Below are 18,370 nucleotides of genomic sequence, written 5' to 3'. Positions count from 1 at the left end.
GCTACGCCGCTTTCAAGAAGGAAAACGCCCGGCGGCGTCGAGGCTTCCGCTCCGACGCGCGTCCCCTTGCGGGATCGCCTTCCCGGCGGGTTGGCGCGAAGCGGAAGATCCCGCTCGCTCACAACGGAAACACGCCCACGATCACCGCGGCGAACACCATTAGCACCGTGGCGGCGAACAGGAACGGAATCGTGAATTTCTGGTGCTCGGCCAGCTCGACGCCGGTCAGGCCGACGATCAGGAACGTCGCGGGGGTGAGCGGGCTCACCGGAAAGCCCGTCGTCATCTGGCCGAGCAGCGCGGCCTGCGCCATCTGGATCGGCGGCACGCCGAGCAGCTTCGCGCTTTCCGCGAGCACCGGCAGCACGCCGAAGTAGAACGAATCGGGGTCGAACAGCAGGCTGAGCGGCATCGACAGCAGCCCGAGCACGAACGGCATGTGGCGCGCATGCTCGACCGGCACGTGCGCGACGACCACGTCCGCCATCGCCTTCAGCATCCCGGTGCCGGACATGATGCCGGTGAACGCGCCGGCCGCGAGCAGCACGCTCGCCATCATCAGCGCGGCCTTGGCGTGCGCGTCGATCCGCTCGCGCTGGGCCTGTACGTCCGGGTAGTTGATCACGAGCGCGGCGACCGTGCCGAGCATGAACATCACCATCGGGTCGACGATGCCCGCCACGAGCGTGACGAGCACGACGAGCGTCAGCACGAGATTGATCCGGAAGCGCTCCGGCCGACGCAATGCGCGCTCGTCGTCGGTCAGCGCCCGCGGCGCGATCGCGAGCGACGCCGCGCCGGCACGATCGAGCCCGAGCCGCTTCGCCTCGCGCACGCCGAGCACGTAGGCGGTGCCGAACACGAACACGAGCCCGACGATCTGCACCGGAATCATCGGCATGAAGATCGCCGAGCCGGGAATGTGCAGCGCCGCCGATGCGCGCAGCATCGGCCCGACCCACGGCAGGAAATTGACGCCGGCCGCCATCGACGCGACGCACGCGAGGATGCGGCGATCCATCCCGAGCCGCGTATAGAGCGGCATCATCGCGGGCAGCGTGACGAGAAACGTGACGGCGCCCGAGCCGTCGAGATGGATCAGCAGCGCGAGCAGCGCCGAGCCCATCACGATACGCGGCGGATGGCAGCCGATCACGCGCAGCACGCCCGCGATGATCGGATCGAGCATCCCGGCGTCGGTGAGGATTCCGAAAAAAAGAATCGCAAAAACGAACATCCCGGCGATCGGGCCGATGTTCTGTACGCCGTGCACGATGAACTTGCCGGTCGCGAGCCCGAACCCGGCCGCGAGCGACGCGGCCACCGGCACGACGATCAGCGCGACGAGCGGCGATAGCCGCTTCGTGATGATCAGGCCGAACAGCGCGACGATGGCGATCGCGCCGATCCATGCAAGCATGATGCGTCTCCTCTTCAGCCGGTGCGCGCGTCGTCGCCCGGCGTGGTGTTCGAGTGGCCGTGCGGCGCCGTCGGGCGCGCGACACGGCCGGCGGCCGCGATGCGGGTCAGTCCCGGCGTGTGTCGTGGTCGCGGTCTTCAGCGTTGGGCTCGGCGTCGGCAAACACCTGCGCCGCGTGTTCGTTCAGCGCGGGCGGCGGTCGCCGGTACGTGGCCGGCGTGCGGCCGAGCTTGATCGGCGACGCGATGCCGCGATGCCGGCCCAGCTCGACCTTCATCTGCCGATGCGCGACATGCGGATGGTCGAGCGCCGCATCGAGCCCGAGCACCGGCGCGCACGGCACGCCGCGCCGCATCAGTTGCTCGGCGAGCGCCGCGCCGTCGTGTCCGGCCAACGCCGTTTCGAGCAGCGTGCGCAGCGCGGCGCGGTTCGCGCTGCGCGCGCGGTTGTCCGCGAAACGCGGATCGTCGAGCCAGTCGCGCGTGCCGAGCACGTCGCACAAGCCCGCGAACTGCCCGTTGTTTCCGACCGCCAGAAAGATGTCGACGCTCGCCGTCGGAAAGCTGTCGTACGGCGTGATGTTCGGATGCGCGTTGCCGGTGCGCACGGGTGCTTTCCCAGAATGGAAGAAGTTCGGCGTATGCGGATGCAGGATCGACAGCGCGCAGTCGAACAGCGTCGATTCGACGAACTGGCCGCGGCCGCTCGTGTCGCGCTCGCGCAGCGCCATCAGCACGCCGAGCGCCGCGTTCAGCCCGGTGACGAGATCGACGATCGGCACGCCGACCCGCAGCGGCGCGCCGCCGGCTTCGCCATTGACGCTCATCAACCCCGCGAGGGCCTGCACGGCCGCGTCGTAGCCGGGCAGCCCGCCCAGCGGGCCGTCCGCGCCGAAGCCCGACACGCGGCAATGGACGAGGCGCGGAAACCGCGCATGCAGCGCGTCGAAGCCGAGCCCCCAGCGCTCCATCGTGCCGATCTTGAAGTTCTCGACGATCGCGTCCGCATGTTCGAGCAGGCCGAGCAGCCGCTCGCGGTCGGCCGGTTGCGTCAGGTCGAGCGCGATACCGAGCTTGTTGCGGTTCACGCCGAGGAAGTACGACGCGGTATCGCCGTCGAACGGCGGGCCCCAGGTGCGCGTCTCGTCGCCGGACGGCGGTTCGACCTTGATCACCTCCGCGCCGTGGTCGGCCAGGATCTGCGTCGCATACGGGCCACCCAGCACCCGCGACAGATCGATGATGCGCAATCCCGCCAGCGCGCCCTGCTGCTCGTGTTCCGCCATGCGTCCCGCTCCTGGTTCCGTTGATCGGCCTGCCGGTCCCGGTAGGCCGGCGCTTGGGCGCGGCCGTCCGGATTCGACGAATAATTCTTGTATGTGAATTTATATTCACACTCAGGAAATTCGTTGTCAACCCCGGCGGCACCCTGAGGCGAAGCGAAAGACGCCGCCGTGCGCAAGTCGGGGCGACACCGAACCCGGGCCGGTTGCGGTGGCATCCCGCCTTTCGTTAAGCTGGCGGGCAATCTTCATCTCAAAAAAATCGGACGGATCATTCATGAAACGGATGCTGCTGGCGGCCTTCATGCTGGCGTCGACGCTGGGCGTCGGACATGCGCAAACCCAGACGTTCCACTTCGGCGAAGGACAGACCGGGATGCCGGGGGGAGCGCCGCAGTCGTCCTCACCGACCGCCCGGCCCGCGCCCGCGCGCCGGCACGTCACGCCGCCGCCGTCCCACCATCGGCGGGCTGTTCACAAGCGCCGCCAGCCGCGTCACGTGAAGCCCGCGCGCAGCGGCATCTATACGCACGCGTGACTCGGCGTTTGCCCCGCGAAGGCGTGCATGGAACTGTCATGAACGGCCGCTAAGATCGGTACGGCGGCCTCTACGCCGTTGCGGCCGGCTGGCGGGTCGCGCGCCGCCGACATGCATTTCCTCCACGATTCAGCACCTGTTTGACCGAACATGCGTACCGGGCTGGACACTCTCGCCGTCATCAAGGAACGCGCCACGATCGTGTGCCGTCAGCGCAGCAGCGTGCTGCTGGTCGCCCGCACCGCATCGCGCTGGTCGCTGCCGGGCGGCACGATCCGGCGTGGCGAGACGCCGCTCGATGCTGCACTGCGGGAGCTTGCCGAGGAAACGCGGCTGGAGGGGCTCGCGCTCGACTACGCGGTGCAGTTCGGCGGGCTGACGAAGCTCCATCATGTGTTCGTGGCCGACGTGCCGGCACACCTGACGCCGCGCGCGAGCAACGAGATCGCCCGCTGCAAGTGGTTCACCGTCGACCGGCTCGACACGCTGCGTGCGAGCGTGCCGACGCGCAAGATCATCGAGCTGCTGCGTCTCGACTGTTTCTCGGCGATCGCAAGCGGCCGGCTGCGCTGACGTCGATAGCGCTCCCGCCGGTCATGCGCGCAGCAACGGGCCGGCCTTGCGTTCGAGCAACGTGACAAGTTCCGGCTGCATGTAGGCGTACCGGTCGGGAATATCGAGGCACACGATCTTCTTGTCCCGCAGATGCGCACCGAATTGCGCTGCCAGCCGCGCCTTGTGCGCACGCTCCATCACGAATACGACATCGGCCCAGTCGAGCTGCTCGGCGGACACGCGCGTGTCCGCATCGGGCGTGAGGCCCGCGGAGTCGGTTTCGACGCCCGGCCACGCGGCGAACACCGCTTCGGCCGTCGGGCTGCGCAGCCGGTTGCGGCTGCAGAGGAAGAGTGCCCGCGTCATGTCGCTTCGCGGTTGCCTGGCGCCTGCCTGCTCACCCTTGCGGAATCGTGCCCGGCCGGACGTACGCGAGCATGTGCGGCACGTAGTCGGCCTTGCCGAGTTCGACGCCGTGGTGGCGCAGGATTGCGTACGCGGTGATCGCGTGGAAATAGAACTGCGGCAGCGCCCAGTCGCGCGCGTACTGCTCGCCCGTCATGTCGAATGCGATCCCGTTCGGCATGTCGAGCGCGATCGGCCGCGCGGCACCGCCATCGAGCGCATCCGGCGCGAGGTCGCCGAGAAACGTGAGCGTGCCGGCGATGATCGCCTGTGCATCGGCGAGCGTGCCGGGCTGCGCATCCGCATGCCATCCCGCCTCGCGCAATGCGAGCAGTGCGGCCGGCAGCGGTTCGCCGCGCAGCCGGTGGATGGGCTCCATCGCCTGGAAGCACGAGAAGCGCACCTGTGCCGCGAGCGGATACATGTCGGGCGCCAGCTTCAGCGACATCGCCGCGTCGGGCGCGTCGCCCGCGGCCTGGCGGTGTGCGGCAGCCTTGTCGAGCCACGCGGACTGCGCGCGCAGCATCTGGGAGAAGGTCGGAACGAGAAGTTGAGTCGGTGACACGCGTGCGCTCCTATGCTGTGTTGTGGTTTGCGCCACGATAGCAGCGTAGGGACAAACCTGCATCCTCGCAGCAGCGATGCGCGCGATTGAGCGCGGATTCGGTGATATAGCGCATGGCGCGCAGGTGTCGCCCCGCGCAGGGCGATCACGACACGCGGCCGCCGTGACACAACCTCAAGGCTTGCCCTGTCGCGCCAGGAACCGGTCGAACTGCGCGGCAAACGCCTTGCCGTCGCGTGCGCTGAACGGCGCCGGCCCGCCCGTGTCGATGCCCGCGCTGCGCAACTGATCCATCATCGCGCGCGTCGACAGGCGTTCCTCGATGTTCTCGCGGCTGAACCAGTTGCCGCGCGGGTCGAGCGCATGCGCGCCCTTGTCGAGCACGGCGGCGGCCAGCGGAATGTCGGCGGTGATCACGAGGTCGCCCGCTTCCACCAGCTCGACGATGCGCGCGTCGGCCACGTCGAAGCCGGCCGGCACCTGCACCGCCTTGATGAACGGCGATGGCGGCGTGCGCAGAAACTGGTTCGCGACCAGCGTCACGCAGATTTCGGCACGACGCGCGGCGCGAAACAGCATGTCCTTGATGACGGCGGGACACGCGTCGGCATCGACCAGTACTTGCATGGCGGGTTGTTCCAATGGGTTGAAGCAGAAACGGCGATCATAGCGTACCGCCGGCCGGCCATCAGCCGGCGCGGCCCGTGCACAGCGCGTCGGCCGTCACCCACTGCGCGCCCCACGCCGCGGCCAGCCGCGCGCCCTGCCCGATCCGCACGGCCGCATCGTCGAAGTCGACGAACACGACGTGATCGGCCGCCGCGGGTTTCGCGGGCGTCTCGCGCGTGCGGCCGTCGGACAGCACCCACAGCCAGCGCTGCTTGGCCGGCGCGCGCCGCGCCGCGCGTGCGAGCATTTGCGCGGCGGCCGCGATGCCGTCCGCGAGCGGCGTGCCGCCGCCGCCTTCGACCGGTTCGAGCCAGCGCGCATTCCACCAGCGCGGCACGGCCGGGCCGAAGCGGCGCACGGCGCCATGGCCGCCGAAACAGATCAGCGCGGTTTCGACACGGTCGCGCGCGGCCTGGTCGAAATACGCGACGATCAGCCCCTTCGCCAGTGCGAGCCGCTCGTGCGACAGCATCGACGCCGAGCAGTCGAGCACGAAGCAATGCAGTGCGTGCGGCGTGCCGGCGCGTTGGCGAAAGCGCAGATGGTCGCGCTGCAGCGGGCCGCCGCGCTTCGCGGCGAGCGTCGCCGGCCACGCCACGGCCGTGCCGGCGCGCACCGTGCCCGGCACGCGCGCGGCTGCGCCTGATTGCCATCGAGGACCGCGAACGGTGTCCGCGGCGGCGCCGGCTCGATGGCTCAGCGTTTTTTTAGCGGCAGCGGCACCACGCCTTTCACGTCGCGCAGCCCGGCCGGCTCGGGCCGCAGGTAGCCCCAGTCGCCCTGGGATGCCGTGGCATCGTTCTTCGCCACACCCGACGCATCATCGGGGCGCTCGCGCATAGCTTGCGTATCGGGCGCAGAGCGACCGTCGCGTTCGTCGCCGCGTTGCGGTGCGCCGGACGAGGGCGGCGCGCCCGCGTGGCGCCGATGTCGCAGCACCGCGTCGGCCACCCGCTCCACATGCGACACCGTCACCGCGTCGGCCTGCTCCAGCGCGGCGAGCGCACGCGCCGCGCGCAGCATCACGAGATCGGCGCGCAGCCCGTCGACAGCCGCGTCGATGCACAGCGCGCTGACGCGTGCATGGACCGCATCGTCGAAATCGAGCGCCGCGAGCCGTGCGCGTGCCGCGTGAATCCGGTCGCCGAGTTCGCGCTGCGCGGACGCATGACGTGCGCGGAACGCATCCGGATCGAGATCGAAGGCAAGCCGCGCCTTCACGATCCGCTCGCGCTGCGCGGCGTCGAAGCAGTTCTCCAGCTCGACCATCAGACCGAAGCGGTCGAGCAGTTGCGGACGCAGCTCGCCCTCCTCCGGATTCATCGTACCGATGAGCACGAAGCGCGCATCGTGCGCGTGCGACACGCCATCGCGCTCGACGATGTTCACGCCGCTCGCGGCGACGTCGAGCAGCGTGTCGACGAGCCCGTCGGCGAGCAGGTTCACTTCGTCGACGTACAGCACGCCGAGATGCGCCCGCGCGAGCAGGCCCGGCCGGAAGCGCACGCCGTTTTCAGCGAGTGCATGCGCGAGATCGAGCGTACCCGTCACCTGCTCGTCGCTCGCCGACAGCGGCAGCGTGACGAACTGCCCTTCGGGCAACAGCTCCGCCAGGCCGCGCGCCGCGGTCGATTTCGCGGTGCCGCGCGGCCCGCTCACGAGCACGCCGCCGAGCGACGGGTCGATCGCGGCGAGCAGCAGCGCCTGCTGCAATGCGTCCTGCGCGACGAGCGCCGCAAACGGAAAAACCGCGCGGGCGCGGTGCGTCGTCGGATCGGTCATCGCCGTCCCCCTTCCTGGAGTTGTTCGCTCGCGAGCCAGACCGCTTCGATCCGTTCGCGATAGTCGCCCGACTGCTGCCACAGGCCGCGCTGCATCGCCTCGACGAAGCGTTCGCAGATGCCGTGCAGCGCCTTCGGATTGTGCCGTTCGAGGAACGCGCGGGTGGCGTCGTCGAACAGGTACGCGTCGGCGACGAGCGCGTATTGATGGTCGGACAGCACGCGCGCGGTCGCGTCATAGCCGTACAGGTAGTCGACCGTCGCGGCCAGCTCGGCCGCGCCCTTGTAGCCATGACGCTTCACGCCGTCGAGCCATTTCGGGTTGACGACCCGCGAGCGGATCACGCGCGCAATTTCCTCGCGCAGCGTGCGCATCTTCGGCGCGACCGGGTTCGCGTGGTCGCCGTGGTAGATGCTCGGCTGCTGCCCGGACAGGTGCCGCACGGCCGCCGTCATCCCGCCCTGGAACTGGTAATAGTCGTTCGAATCGAGGATGTCGTGCTCGCGGCTGTCCTGGTTCTGCACGACGACGTCGATCGTCGCGAGCCGCTCGCCGAACACGTCGGCCGCCGCATCGCCCGCGCTGTTCTGTGCGTACGCATGGCCACCCCACTGGCGGTAGGCATCGGCGAGATCGGCGTCGGTCTGCCAGCGGCGCTGGTCGATCAGGTCCTGCAGGCCCGCGCCGTAGCTGCCCGGCCGCGCGCCGAATACGCGCCAGCCGGCACGGCGCCGCGCTTCGTCCGGCGGCACGCCCTGCGCGACCCATTTCTCGCGTTCGCGCTCGATGCGCGCGCGGACCGGGTTCAGTGCCTCGGGTTCGTCGAGCGCGGCCACCGCCTGCACGGCCGCGTCGAACAGGTGCATCAGGTTCGGAAACGCGTCGCGGAAGAAGCCCGACACGCGCAGCGTCACGTCGATGCGCGGCCGGTCGAAGATCTCGATCGGCAGGATCTCGAAGTCGGTCACGCGATGGCTGCCGTGCGCCCATTTCGGCCGCACGCCGAGCAGCGCGAACGCCTGCGCGATGTCGTCGCCGCCCGTGCGCATCGTCGCCGTGCCCCAGACGGACAGGCCGATCGCGCGCGGATAGTCGCCGTGATCCTGCAGATGGCGCTCGATCAGTTGCTGCGCGGATTTCAGGCCGAGCGACCACGCGGCCTGCGTCGGCACCGCGCGTGTATCGACCGAATAGAAATTGCGGCCGGTCGGCAGTACGTCCGGGCGGCCGCGCGACGGCGACCCGCTCGGCCCCGGTGGCACGAAGCGGCCATCGAGCCCGCGCAGCAGCTGGCGCATTTCCTCGCCGCCGCACGCGTCGAGCGCGGGCAGCAGCGTCGCGCGGACGCGTTCGATCACGGCGAGCGTGTGCGGCCAGTCGCCGGGCGGTGTCGCGTCGTTGCCCGTTCCGCCGCCGTCCGCTGCGCACAGCCCGTCGAGCCATTGCTGCGCGAGCCGTTCAAGCCGCTCGCGCGTATCGCCCGCGTGGCGCCACGGCGATGCATCGAGCGCCTGCAGGATCGCCGGACGCGGGCCAACCCACGGCGCGGCCCAATCGGCCGCGAGCGGATCGAAGTCGTCGCCGAGTGCGAGATCGCGCGCCAGCGCACCGATCAGCCCGGCGCGTGCGCCCTTGCCGTCGCCCACCGGAAAGCGCGCGAGCGCGAGCAGCGTGTCGCGCCGCTGACGATCGATCGGCGACTCGCCGAACACGTGCAGCCCGTCGCGGATCTGCGCTTCCTTCAGTTCGCATAGCCACGCGTCGACGCGCGTGAGCAGCGCATCCTCGTCGCCCGTATCGCGCGGCGGCGACACGCTCAGTTCGTCGTGCAGCCGGTGCTCGGCGATCGTCGCGAGGATCGTCTTGCGCAGCAGCTTCGCGCGCCGCGCATCGACCATCAGTGCTTCGTAGTATTCGTCGACCTGCCGTTCGAGATCCTGCAGCGGGCCGTAGTTTTCCGCGCGCGTGAGCGGCGGCATCAGGTGATCGATGATCACGGCCTGCGCGCGGCGCTTCGCCTGGCTGCCCTCGCCCGGATCGTTGACGATGAACGGATACAGGTGCGGCAGCGGCCCGAGCGTCAGGTCCGGCCAGCACGCGTCGGACAGCGCGACGCTCTTGCCCGGCAGCCATTCGAGGTTGCCGTGCTTGCCGAGGTGGATGACCGCGTCGATGCGGTACGCATCGCGCAGCCAGAAATAGAACGCGAGATACGCGTGCGGCGGCACGAGATCCGCGTCGTGGTAACTCGCGTAGTCGTTCTCGCCGCGCGAGCGCGACGGCTGGATGCCGACGAACACGTTGCCCGCGCGCCAGCCGGCGATCGTGAAACGGCCTTGCCGCAGCGTCGGGTCGGCTTCGGGCGGGCCCCAGCGTTCGTTCAGCGCGTCGCGCACGGCCGTCGGCAGCCGCGCGAAACGCGCGACGTAGTCCGCCAGCGGGAAGCTCTGGAATGCGGGGCGCAACGCATGCACGGCCGCGTCGTTGGTCACGCCTTCGGTGAGCCGCGCGATCAGCGCGTCGCCGTCGGGCGGCAGGTCGGCCACCGCGTAGCCCGCGTCGCGCAGCGCCGCGAGCACGCGCAGCGCGGACGCCGGCGTATCGAGCCCGACCCCGTTGCCGATCCGCCCTTCGCTTTGCGGATAGTTCGCGAGAATCAGCGCGACGCGCTTGTCGGCGTTATCGAGCGTGCGCAGCCGGCACCAGCCGCGCGCAAGCGCCGCGACGAACGCGATCCGCTCGGCGTCCGGCTGGTAGCGCACGACGTCGACCTCGGTGTGCGGGCAGCGGTACGCGAGCCCCTTGAAGCTCACCGCGCGCGTGACGATGCGGCCGTCGACCTCGGGCAGCGCGATGTGCATCGCGATGTCGCGCGCATGCAGGCCCTGGTTGTCGGCCACCCACGCGTCGCGATTGCCTCCGGACAGGATCACCTGCAGTACCGGCGCGTCGCCGGCGAGCACGTCGTGCTCGGGGCTGTCGATCGCACCCGCCGCGAATGCGGTCGTGTTCAGCACGAGCGCGACGCCGTGCGTGTCGCAGAGCTGCGTGATGACTTCGCGGCTCACCGCGTCCTTCAGCGACGTGACCGCGATCGGCAGCGGATTCAGCCCTTCGACGATGAGCGCGTCGGCCAGCGCGTCGAACACGGCCGTGTTCGCGGCCTGCCAGTGCGCGCGATAGAACAGGATCGCGACGACGGGCGCGCCGGGCGTCCAGCGCGGCCGCCAGTCGTCGACGCTCGCGCGGTCGCGCGCCGGGTGATACAGCGCGGCGGCCGGCAGCGGGCGCGGCAATTCGGGTTCGTCGCCGAAGCCGAGCGTGTGGAAGGCGATGCTGCGCAGCAGCGCCTCGGCGTTGTGCACGCCGCCTTCACGCAGGTAGCGCCACCACAGCCGGCACAGGTCGGGCGCGACGGTGCTTTTCGCGACGAGGTTCGGGTCTTCCTGCAGGTCGCCCGAGAACATCGCGAGCTGCTGCCCGCGCTTCGACGCGAGCGACACGGCCTGCTCGATCCCGTACGGCCAGTACGCCTCGCCGCCGAGATGATCGATCACGACCGACTTCGCGTGCTGCAGCACGTCGTCTACATAGAAGTCGACCGACGCCGGCTGCCGCAGGAACGTGACGTTCGCGAGCCGCACGCTCGGGAAGCCGGCCGGCAGATGCGGCACGACGCTCGCGAGCAGCGACAGCGTCGTGTCGGCCGAGCTCAGGATCACGATGTCGGCCGGTTGCTGGTCGATCCGGACGACGCCCTGCGTATCGTCGACGAAACCGCCCGGCGTGGTGCGCAGCAGATGCATCGTGCGTTACGCCTGTTGCGGCTCGGCCGCGCACGCGGCATCGAACGCGCGTTGCAGCGCGGCCGCGTCGAGATCCTCGCCGATCAGCACGAAGCGGCTCGCGCGCGTTTCGCCGTCCTGCCAGCGACGGTCGAAATAGCTGTCGAAGCGGCGGCCGACGCCCTGGATCACGAGCCGCATCGGCGCGCCGGGCAGCGCGGCGAAGCCTTTTGCGCGGTAGATCGTGTGCGCTTCGACGACGCGCTGCAGCGCGGCGATCGTCGCTTCGCGCGTGCCGGCGTCGCCCGACACGACCACCGAGTCGAAATCGTCGTGATGGTGATCGTGATCGCCGTCGTCGGCCGAGCCGTGATGGTCGTGACGCAGGTGGATCGTTTCTTCGGATGCCGATTCGAGGCCGAGCAGCATCGCGAGGTCGAGCTCGCCGCGCGTCGCGCGCACGATCTTCACCTGCGGTGGGATTTCTTCGCGGATCGCGGTTTCGATCTGCGCGAACTCGGCGTCGCCGACGAGATCGGCCTTGTTCACGATCACGAGGTCGGCGGACGACAGCTGATCGGCGAACAGCTCGTGCAGCGGCGATTCGTGGTCGAGGTTCGGATCGGCGCGGCGCTGCGCGTCGACGGCCTGCGGGTTTTCCGCGAACTGGCCGCTGGCGGCAGCCGGCCCGTCGACCACGGTCACGACCGCATCGACCGTGAAGCTGTTGCGGATCGTCGGCCAGTTGAACGCCTGCACGAGCGGCTTCGGCAGGGCGAGGCCGGACGTCTCGATCAGCACGTGGTCGATGTCCGCGCGGCGCTCGACGAGCGCTTCCATCACCGGATAGAACTCTTCCTGCACGGTGCAGCACAGGCAGCCGTTCGCGAGTTCGTACAGCTGGCCCGCCGCTTCGCCCTGCGCGCCGTCGGCATCCTCGCAGCCGATGCCGCAGCCCTTGAGGATTTCGCCGTCGATGCCGAGCTCGCCGAATTCGTTGACGATCACCGCGATGCGGCGGCCTTCGGCGTGCTGCAGGATGTGGCGCATCAGCGTCGTCTTGCCGCTGCCGAGAAAGCCCGTGACGATCGTGACGGGAAGCTTGCGTAGGGTCATGGTAGGTCCTGTGTCGAAAATGGAATCAGCCCGGGATCGTCGCGTCGAGGGCGGCGTGGCAGTTCATCGGGTGGATCGCGGGCATGCCGCCGCGCGATCCGCACGGACAGTCGCGGGACGGGCGGGACGACGAATCGGACATGGTGCTTCCTTGCGAACGGTCGACATCGTGAATGCCAACACGGCTGCCGCCGGCCCGCTCGCGCTGCCTGCCATTCGCCACGCCGGCCGGTGCGGGTTCGCGCGGGGACGGATCGGTGGAGGAAGCGGGCAATACGCGGGCGTCGGGCCGGCTGCGGCCGTGGACGATGCGCCGCCTCCCCGCGGCGCTGAACCCCAACGTTTCGGCCGGTATCCGGGCTGACGAACACGCCGCTTCGCCTTCCCGGATGCACGGCATCCAGTGGCGGTCGTCCGCATGCGCGCGGCATGCGGCGAAGCGGCGTTGCGTGGCGCTTCTCGCGCGACGCGTTCGCTTACCGTTGCGGGGGCAGCACAGGTTGGCTCGACTGCGGCGCAGGCAGGCTCCCTGTTTCCCGTTTAACTGCGCGCACCGGAGCGGCGCGCGCGAGCACCAAAACGCGTGCGAGTGTAGGCGGCGGTGCGGGGAGCGTCAAGGCGGAGCGGGCCGCCGGGCCCGGTTCCGGATGGCCGCCGCGTGTGGCCGGAAGCCGTGCGCGGCGGTTCGCGCGGGGGAGTCGCTGTGCTATCGTAGCGCCGCGTTCGGTGCCCGCATGCGCATTCCGCGCGTGCAGTTAAACGGGAAACAGGAGGCGGCCCCCCGCCCGGCCTGTGCTGTCCCCGCAACGGTACGCCGCCCGCGCGACGCGCTTCCCCGCGCACGCGCCCAGGCCGCCCACGATGCCACTGCCCGTCAGCCGGGCGGGAAGGCTGCGGCCTGGCAAGCGGCCAGCCCGGATACCGGCCGACGCAAGGGGCGAGCCCGACGCTTGCCGAACGCCCGATCCGCGGGGGACGGATGAGGTGCGCTTTCCGCCCGCGTCCGCGCGGGCTTCGTTCGATCCGTCATGGCTTACCTGTCCGCTGGCCGCCGCCGTGCCGCCCGCCTGCCCTTTTCCACTGTGACGACACGGCGCGCGCCGTGCCGCGCCCGATGAGCCGCGCCTGGCTCGTCGGCGCCGGCCCCGGCGACGCCGACCTGCTGACGCTCAAGGCCGTCCACGCGATCGGCGCGGCGGACGTGCTGCTCGTCGACGATCTCGTGAATCCCGACGTGCTGCGCCATGCGCGCGCCGATGCGCACATCGAGCACGTCGGCAAGCGCGGCGGTCATGCGTCGACGCCGCAGGAGACGATCGTCGCCGCGATGCTCGCGCATCTGCGCGCGGGGCGCAGCGTCGCGCGGCTCAAGGGCGGCGATCCGTTCGTGTTCGGCCGCGGCGGCGAGGAGCTGGCCGCGCTCGGCGCGGCGGGATTCCCGGTCGAGGTCGTGAACGGCGTCACCGCGGGCATCGCCGCGCCGGCCGCAATCGGCATCCCGGTCACGCAGCGCGGCGACGCGCAGGGCGTGATCTTCGTCACGGGCCACGGCGCGGGTGCCGACGAACCCGACTGGCGCGCGCTCGCGGCCACGCGCATGACGATCGTCATCTACATGGGCATCCGCCGGCTCGACGCGATTGCCACCGCGCTGCGCGATGGCGGCCTGCCCGGCGCGACGCCGTGCGCGGCGATCGAGCATGCGACGCGCGCCGAACAACGCCACGTGCTCGCGACACTCGACACGCTCGTCGAACGCATCGGCACGACCGGCATCGGTTCGCCGGCGATCATCGTGATCGGCCGCGTCGCGGCGTTCGCCGACGACCCCGCGGTACGGGCCGCGCTCGGCAGCGGCGCATGATGCGTGTCGCACTCGGCATCGGTTTTCGTGCGGGCGTGACGGCCGCGCAACTCGATGCCGCGATCCGCGCGGCGCTGATGCCGTACCCGGCCGCCGAACCCGCGCTCGTGGCCACGCTCGCCGACAAGGCGTGTGCCCGCGCGCTGCGCACGCTCTGCGCGCGACGCGGCTGGCCGCTCGTCGCGTTTGACGTGGCGCAACTCGCGAGCCGCCCGGAACTGGCCGCGAGCGGCCCGTCGGCTGCCGCGCTCGCCCGCTTCGGCGTCGCGGGCGTGGCCGAGCCGTGCGCGCAGCTCGCGGCGCCGCGCGGCCGGCTGCTGGGCCCCAAATCCATCCGGGACGGCGTGACGGTCGCACTCGCCGGCCCGCTCTGAACCTTTTGTTTCGCTTTCTTTCGACAGGACGAATCCGATGAAAACCGACGCTGAATCCCATCAACGGATGACCGAACGCCGCCGTGCCGGCCACGAGAAGAAGCAGGCCGCCGCCGTCAACGAAAAGGGCCTGCTGATCGTCAACACCGGCAACGGCAAGGGCAAGAGCACGGCCGCGTTCGGCATGGCCGTGCGCGTGCTCGGCCACGGCATGCGGCTCGGTGTCGTGCAGTTCATCAAGGGCGCGCTGCACACGTCCGAGCGCGACTTCCTCGGCGCGGTGGCCGAATGCGACTTCGTGACGATGGGCGACGGCTATACGTGGAACACGCAGAACCGCGACGCCGACATCGCGACCGCGCGCAAGGGCTGGGACGAGGCGCGCCGGATGATCGAGAGCGGCGATTACCGAATGGTGATCCTCGACGAGCTGAACACGGTGCTGAAGTACGAATACCTGCCGCTCGACGAAGTGCTCGCGACGCTGACTGCGCGGCCCGAGTCGGTGCACGTCGTCGTGACCGGGCGGCATGCGCCCGATGCGCTGATCGACGCGGCCGACCTCGTTACCGAAATGCGGCTCGTCAAGCATCCGTACAAGGAGCAAGGCGTGAAGGCGCAGCGCGGCGTGGAGTTCTGAGCATGCCCGCCTGCCCCGCGTTGTTCGTCAGTGCGCCCGCGTCGGGCCAGGGCAAGACGTCGGTGACGGCCGGCCTCGCGCGGCTGCACCGCCGGCTCGGCCGGCGCGTGCGCGTGTTCAAGACCGGGCCCGATTTTCTCGATCCGATGCTGCTGGCGCGCGCGAGCGGCGCGCCCGTGCATGCGCTCGACCTCGGGATGGTCGGCGAGGCCGGCTGCCGCGCGCTGCTGGCCGACGCCGCGCGCGACGCGGACCTGATCCTGATCGAAGGCGTGATGGGGCTGTTCGACGGCACGCCGAGCAGCGCCGACCTCGCGGCCGCGTTCGGCGTGCCGGTCGTCGCGGTGATTTCGGCGAAGTCGATGGCGCAGACCTTCGCGGCGATCGCGTTCGGGCTCGCGCGGTTCCGGCCGGGGCTGCCGTTTCACGGCGTGCTGGCGAATCGCGTCGGGTCGGCCCGGCATGCGGAACTGCTGCAACAGGCGCTGCCCGACGACTTGCGCTGGCTCGGGCACGTGCCGGCCGATGCGGGCATCGCGCTGCCGGAGCGGCATCTCGGCCTGCATCAGCCGGGCGACATCGACGATCTCGACGCGCGGCTCGATCGCGCGGCCGACGTGCTCGCGCAAACGGCGCTTGCCGAGTTGCCGCCGGCTGTGGCGTTCGCGGAACCGGACGCCACGGCGCCGCTGCCACGTGCGCTCGCCGGCAAGCGGATCGCGGTGGCGCGCGATGCGGCTTTTTCGTTCACTTATCCGGCGAATCTCGCGTTGCTCGACACGCTCGGTGCGCAGGTGCGATTCTTTTCGCCGCTCGCCGACGAACCCGTGCCGGACGACTGCGACGCACTGTTCCTGCCGGGCGGCTATCCGGAATTGCATGCGGCGGCACTCGCGGCGAATGCCGCGACCGCGCGGTCGATTCGTGCGCACGCAGCGGCCGGCCGGCCGATCGTCGCGGAATGCGGGGGGATGGTGTATCTGTGTGAATCGCTGACCGATGTGGACGGCGTGACGACGCCGATGCTTGGGCTGTTGCCGGGTCACGCGACGATGCAGCGCCGGTTCGCGGCGCTCGGCATGCAGCAGCTCGACACGCGCAGCGGGACGATGCGGGGGCATACGTTCCATTATTCGCGGCTCGCGACGCCGCTGGAACCGGTCGCGCATGCCGCGCGTCCCGATGGCGCGCCGGGCTACGGCGAAGCCGTCTATTGTCGCGATGCGATCGTCGCGACGTACATGCACATGTACTGGCCGTCGAATCCGGATGCGGTCGTGGCGTTGTTCAGCGGGGAAGCGTTCTAGATTCGGGATCGCACGAGTCATACCGGGATTGCATGCCCCGTCGCAACGATCACACGCCTGCCTTGTGCGATTACAAATGTTGTTCGATGTCCATGCGTTGATGCAGGACCCGAATCACATCGATCGTGTATTCCGTTTCACGATAGAACACGACGTGGGAGCCCACGGCGTACCGGAAATATCCATCGCGAACAATGCAAGTCCGGCCGACCTTTTCACCGCGCGCCAGCGCTTCCATGGTTCCGATCAGATCGCGATGGTAAAGGTCGGCTTGCTTGAGTGACCAACGCCCGACGGTATAGCGCCAAATGTCTTCGAGATCGAGTTCGGCCAGCGGTGTGAGCTGAAGCTGTCTGCCTTTAACCGCCATGCGTCGCCCGCATCCGGGCCAGGAAGGCCTCGTTGTCGAATGGTTGGGGTGTTCCCGATGCCTCACCAGCCTTCAACGCTTCCTGCAATGCGCGCACCTGCGTTTCATGTGATTCGAGAAGTCGCAAGCCAGCTCGTACGACATCGCTCGCGGAACTGTATCGTCCCGACTGGACTTGAGCGTCGACGAATTCGGCAAAGTGGTCGCCCAGGGAAACGGATGTGTTTCGCGACATGAGTCACCTCCTGTTTCAATGCGGCCATCATATACCAAAGTTTGGTACTTCAGGCGCTCGGCCGCTGCGGCAACGTTGCCGAAGTCCAGCCTCGCGCCGCCTGTGCCGTTCCCTGATCACACCAGGAACGTCTCCGCCAGCTTCACCCAGTACGACGCGCCAGTCGGTAGCGCCGCGTCGTTGAAGTCGTAGCCGGGGTTGTGCACCATGCAGCCGCCCTCCCCGTCGCCGTTACCGATGATCAGGTAGCAGCCCGGCCGCTTCTCGAGCAGGAACGCGAAATCCTCGCTGCCGGTGAGCGGCACCATCCCGTCGATCAGGTTCGCATCGCCCACCCACTCGCGGGCGACGTTGCGCGCGAACGCGGTCATTTCCGCATCGTTGACGAGCACCGGGTAGCGGCGCTGGTAGTCGATCGTCGCGGTCGCGCCGAACACGGCCGCCTGCGCATGCACGACTTCCTTGATGCGCGTCTCGAGCAGGTCGCGCACCTCCGGCTTCAGCGCGCGCACCGACAGGCGCATCTGCGCGCGATCGGGAATCACGTTCGGCGCTTCGCCCGCGTGGATCGCGCCGACCGTGACGATCGCCATGTCGAGCGGCGACACGTTGCGCGACACGATCGTCTGCAGCGCAATGACGATCTGCGCGCAGACGACCACCGAATCGACCGCCTTGTGCGGCACCGCGCCGTGGCCGCCCCGGCCCTGCACGTCGACGATCACCGTATCCGACGACGCCATGAACGACCCCGGCAGGAAGCCGAACTTGCCCGTCGGGAAACCGGGCATGTTGTGCATCGCGAAGATCGCGTCGCACGGGAATAGCTCGAACAGCCCTTCGTCGAGCATCTTCTTCGCGCCGCCGAGCCCTTCCTCGGCCGGCTGGAAAATCAGGTTCAGCGTGCCGGAGAAACGGCGCTCGCGCGCCAGATGCTTCGCGGCCGCGAGCAGCATCGCCGTGTGGCCGTCGTGGCCGCATGCGTGCATCTTGCCGGCGATCCTGCTCTCGTACGGCAGGCCCGTGGCCTCGTGGATCGGCAGTGCGTCCATGTCGGCGCGCAGGCCGAGACGCTGGGCGCCGCTGCCGACCTTCAACTGCGCGACGACGCCCGTGCCGCCCAGCCCGCGATGCACCGTGTAGCCCCACGACTGCAGTTGCTCCGCGACGAGGTCGCTCGTCGCGAATTCCTCGAAACCGAGCTCGGGGTGGGCGTGGATGCGGTGCCGGATCTCGATCATTTCGTCGGCGAGGCTTGCGGGAATCACGCTGTGCGTCACGGTGTCGTCTCCTGTCCTGTGGGAAATATGCAGGCAAGGATAGTGGGTTCGACGGCAACCGGGCAGATGGAAAGTCGTCGCGGTAGCAACCGGCAGTTGCCATATTCGGCATGATGCGCGGCACGCGCAAGCCGGCCGTCCGGACGACTGCCGCGCGGAAGCCGAACGCGCAAAACTGTGTGC

The 18,370-nt window shown here is 69.6% G+C and carries 18 protein-coding genes and 2 riboswitches; of the genes, 6 read left to right on the top strand and 12 right to left on the bottom strand.

Annotated features, from left to right (window positions below):
• Positions 1-118: 118 nt before the first annotated feature.
• Both CFB45_RS09535 and CFB45_RS09530 read right to left on the bottom strand, forming a co-directional pair.
• Positions 119-1,420: a CitMHS family transporter gene (locus CFB45_RS09535; RefSeq protein ID WP_089425410.1), complete on the bottom strand. Its 1,302-nt coding sequence runs from the start codon at positions 1,418-1,420 to the stop codon at positions 119-121.
• A gap of 106 nt (positions 1,421-1,526) precedes the next feature.
• Positions 1,527-2,705 (bottom strand): CaiB/BaiF CoA transferase family protein, encoded by a 1,179-nt coding sequence (locus tag CFB45_RS09530; protein ID WP_089425409.1) that lies wholly within the window; start codon positions 2,703-2,705, stop codon positions 1,527-1,529.
• A 274-nt stretch (positions 2,706-2,979) separates the two neighbouring features.
• Here CFB45_RS09530 and CFB45_RS09525 point away from each other — a divergent pair, with 274 nt between their 5' ends.
• Both CFB45_RS09525 and CFB45_RS09520 read left to right on the top strand, forming a co-directional pair.
• On the top strand, positions 2,980-3,240 hold the full coding sequence (locus tag CFB45_RS09525) for a hypothetical protein (protein ID WP_089425408.1): 261 nt from the start codon (positions 2,980-2,982) through the stop codon (positions 3,238-3,240).
• Positions 3,241-3,390: 150 nt separating this feature from the next.
• Positions 3,391-3,813, top strand: coding sequence for an NUDIX hydrolase (locus CFB45_RS09520; protein ID WP_089425407.1), 423 nt, complete (start codon positions 3,391-3,393; stop codon positions 3,811-3,813).
• A gap of 21 nt (positions 3,814-3,834) precedes the next feature.
• On the opposite strand, the gene CFB45_RS09515 is transcribed toward CFB45_RS09520, so the two are convergent.
• The 7 genes from CFB45_RS09515 to cobW all read right to left on the bottom strand — a co-directional run bounded on the left by CFB45_RS09515 (position 3,835) and on the right by cobW (position 12,117).
• The gene (locus tag CFB45_RS09515; protein ID WP_089425406.1) at positions 3,835-4,161 is read right to left on the bottom strand and encodes a low molecular weight protein tyrosine phosphatase family protein; all 327 of its coding nucleotides are present in this window, start codon (positions 4,159-4,161) and stop codon (positions 3,835-3,837) included.
• Positions 4,162-4,192: 31 nt separating this feature from the next.
• Positions 4,193-4,765 carry a DUF1993 domain-containing protein gene (locus CFB45_RS09510; protein WP_089425405.1) on the bottom strand — a complete coding sequence of 191 codons (573 nt, stop codon included), beginning with the start codon at positions 4,763-4,765 and terminating at the stop codon, positions 4,193-4,195.
• 174 nt (positions 4,766-4,939) lie between these two features.
• Positions 4,940-5,392: a YaiI/YqxD family protein gene (locus tag CFB45_RS09505; RefSeq protein WP_089425404.1), complete on the bottom strand. Its 453-nt coding sequence runs from the start codon at positions 5,390-5,392 to the stop codon at positions 4,940-4,942.
• A 61-nt stretch (positions 5,393-5,453) separates the two neighbouring features.
• Complete coding sequence (locus CFB45_RS09500) at positions 5,454-6,062, bottom strand: vWA domain-containing protein (protein ID WP_089425403.1); 609 nt, start codon at positions 6,060-6,062, stop codon at positions 5,454-5,456.
• A 68-nt stretch (positions 6,063-6,130) separates the two neighbouring features.
• The gene (locus CFB45_RS09495; RefSeq protein ID WP_089425402.1) at positions 6,131-7,216 is read right to left on the bottom strand and encodes an ATP-binding protein; all 1,086 of its coding nucleotides are present in this window, start codon (positions 7,214-7,216) and stop codon (positions 6,131-6,133) included.
• A complete protein-coding gene (cobN, locus tag CFB45_RS09490) occupies positions 7,213-11,022 on the bottom strand; it encodes a cobaltochelatase subunit CobN (protein ID WP_089425401.1) in 3,810 nt (1,269 codons plus the stop codon). Before cobN ends, CFB45_RS09495 begins: the two co-directional genes overlap by 4 nt.
• A gap of 6 nt (positions 11,023-11,028) precedes the next feature.
• Complete coding sequence (gene cobW / locus CFB45_RS09485) at positions 11,029-12,117, bottom strand: cobalamin biosynthesis protein CobW (RefSeq protein ID WP_089425400.1); 1,089 nt, start codon at positions 12,115-12,117, stop codon at positions 11,029-11,031.
• 329 nt (positions 12,118-12,446) lie between these two features.
• Positions 12,447-12,711, bottom strand: a riboswitch (cobalamin riboswitch).
• Positions 12,712-12,824: 113 nt separating this feature from the next.
• A riboswitch (cobalamin riboswitch) is annotated at positions 12,825-13,061 on the top strand.
• Positions 13,062-13,231: 170 nt separating this feature from the next.
• On the opposite strand from cobW, the gene cobA reads away from it, so the two are divergent.
• From cobA to CFB45_RS09465, 4 genes are read left to right on the top strand one after another with little or no spacing between them, the layout of a single operon-like run.
• On the top strand, positions 13,232-13,981 hold the full coding sequence (gene cobA, locus CFB45_RS09480) for a uroporphyrinogen-III C-methyltransferase (RefSeq protein ID WP_089425399.1): 750 nt from the start codon (positions 13,232-13,234) through the stop codon (positions 13,979-13,981).
• Positions 13,978-14,355, top strand: a complete 378-nt coding sequence (locus tag CFB45_RS09475; protein WP_089425398.1) for a cobalamin biosynthesis protein — start codon at positions 13,978-13,980, stop codon at positions 14,353-14,355. Before cobA ends, CFB45_RS09475 begins: the two co-directional genes overlap by 4 nt.
• Before the next feature lie 37 nt (positions 14,356-14,392).
• Positions 14,393-14,995 carry a cob(I)yrinic acid a,c-diamide adenosyltransferase gene (gene cobO / locus CFB45_RS09470; RefSeq protein ID WP_089425397.1) on the top strand — a complete coding sequence of 201 codons (603 nt, stop codon included), beginning with the start codon at positions 14,393-14,395 and terminating at the stop codon, positions 14,993-14,995.
• A gap of 2 nt (positions 14,996-14,997) precedes the next feature.
• Positions 14,998-16,302, top strand: a complete 1,305-nt coding sequence (locus CFB45_RS09465; protein WP_089425396.1) for a cobyrinate a,c-diamide synthase — start codon at positions 14,998-15,000, stop codon at positions 16,300-16,302.
• A 70-nt stretch (positions 16,303-16,372) separates the two neighbouring features.
• Here CFB45_RS09465 and CFB45_RS09460 read toward each other — a convergent pair whose 3' ends face one another.
• The 3 genes from CFB45_RS09460 to CFB45_RS09450 all read right to left on the bottom strand — a co-directional run bounded on the left by CFB45_RS09460 (position 16,373) and on the right by CFB45_RS09450 (position 18,187).
• Positions 16,373-16,672, bottom strand: a complete 300-nt coding sequence (locus CFB45_RS09460; RefSeq protein WP_089425395.1) for a type II toxin-antitoxin system RelE/ParE family toxin — start codon at positions 16,670-16,672, stop codon at positions 16,373-16,375.
• Positions 16,662-16,907 carry a type II toxin-antitoxin system ParD family antitoxin gene (locus CFB45_RS09455; protein ID WP_089425394.1) on the bottom strand — a complete coding sequence of 82 codons (246 nt, stop codon included), beginning with the start codon at positions 16,905-16,907 and terminating at the stop codon, positions 16,662-16,664. Before CFB45_RS09455 ends, CFB45_RS09460 begins: the two co-directional genes overlap by 11 nt.
• A gap of 116 nt (positions 16,908-17,023) precedes the next feature.
• The gene (locus tag CFB45_RS09450; RefSeq protein WP_089425393.1) at positions 17,024-18,187 is read right to left on the bottom strand and encodes a M20 aminoacylase family protein; all 1,164 of its coding nucleotides are present in this window, start codon (positions 18,185-18,187) and stop codon (positions 17,024-17,026) included.
• Positions 18,188-18,370: the final 183 nt, after the last annotated feature.

Origin of the sequence: Burkholderia sp. HI2500, from assembly GCF_002223055.1 — a bacterium.
Lineage (GTDB): Bacteria > Pseudomonadota > Gammaproteobacteria > Burkholderiales > Burkholderiaceae > Burkholderia.
This window is presented reverse-complemented; position numbering and strand designations above follow the sequence as displayed.

What these genes read in the sequence shown, in the direction of transcription:
- CFB45_RS09535 (WP_089425410.1), bottom strand. Translation starts at nt 1,420, where the DNA reads ATGCTTGCATGGATCGGCGCGATCGCCATCGTCGCGCTGTTCGGCCTG.
- CFB45_RS09460 (WP_089425395.1), bottom strand. Translation starts at nt 16,672, where the DNA reads ATGGCGGTTAAAGGCAGACAGCTTCAGCTCACACCGCTGGCCGAACTC.
- CFB45_RS09455 (WP_089425394.1), bottom strand. Translation starts at nt 16,907, where the DNA reads ATGTCGCGAAACACATCCGTTTCCCTGGGCGACCACTTTGCCGAATTC.
- cobN (WP_089425401.1), bottom strand. Translation starts at nt 11,022, where the DNA reads ATGCATCTGCTGCGCACCACGCCGGGCGGTTTCGTCGACGATACGCAG.
- CFB45_RS09515 (WP_089425406.1), bottom strand. Translation starts at nt 4,161, where the DNA reads ATGACGCGGGCACTCTTCCTCTGCAGCCGCAACCGGCTGCGCAGCCCG.
- CFB45_RS09530 (WP_089425409.1), bottom strand. Translation starts at nt 2,705, where the DNA reads ATGGCGGAACACGAGCAGCAGGGCGCGCTGGCGGGATTGCGCATCATC.
- CFB45_RS09495 (WP_089425402.1), bottom strand. Translation starts at nt 7,216, where the DNA reads ATGACCGATCCGACGACGCACCGCGCCCGCGCGGTTTTTCCGTTTGCG.
- cobA (WP_089425399.1), top strand. Translation starts at nt 13,232, where the DNA reads ATGAGCCGCGCCTGGCTCGTCGGCGCCGGCCCCGGCGACGCCGACCTG.
- CFB45_RS09525 (WP_089425408.1), top strand. Translation starts at nt 2,980, where the DNA reads ATGAAACGGATGCTGCTGGCGGCCTTCATGCTGGCGTCGACGCTGGGC.
- CFB45_RS09475 (WP_089425398.1), top strand. Translation starts at nt 13,978, where the DNA reads ATGATGCGTGTCGCACTCGGCATCGGTTTTCGTGCGGGCGTGACGGCC.
- CFB45_RS09520 (WP_089425407.1), top strand. Translation starts at nt 3,391, where the DNA reads ATGCGTACCGGGCTGGACACTCTCGCCGTCATCAAGGAACGCGCCACG.
- CFB45_RS09465 (WP_089425396.1), top strand. Translation starts at nt 14,998, where the DNA reads ATGCCCGCCTGCCCCGCGTTGTTCGTCAGTGCGCCCGCGTCGGGCCAG.
- cobW (WP_089425400.1), bottom strand. Translation starts at nt 12,117, where the DNA reads ATGACCCTACGCAAGCTTCCCGTCACGATCGTCACGGGCTTTCTCGGC.
- cobO (WP_089425397.1), top strand. Translation starts at nt 14,393, where the DNA reads ATGAAAACCGACGCTGAATCCCATCAACGGATGACCGAACGCCGCCGT.
- CFB45_RS09505 (WP_089425404.1), bottom strand. Translation starts at nt 5,392, where the DNA reads ATGCAAGTACTGGTCGATGCCGACGCGTGTCCCGCCGTCATCAAGGAC.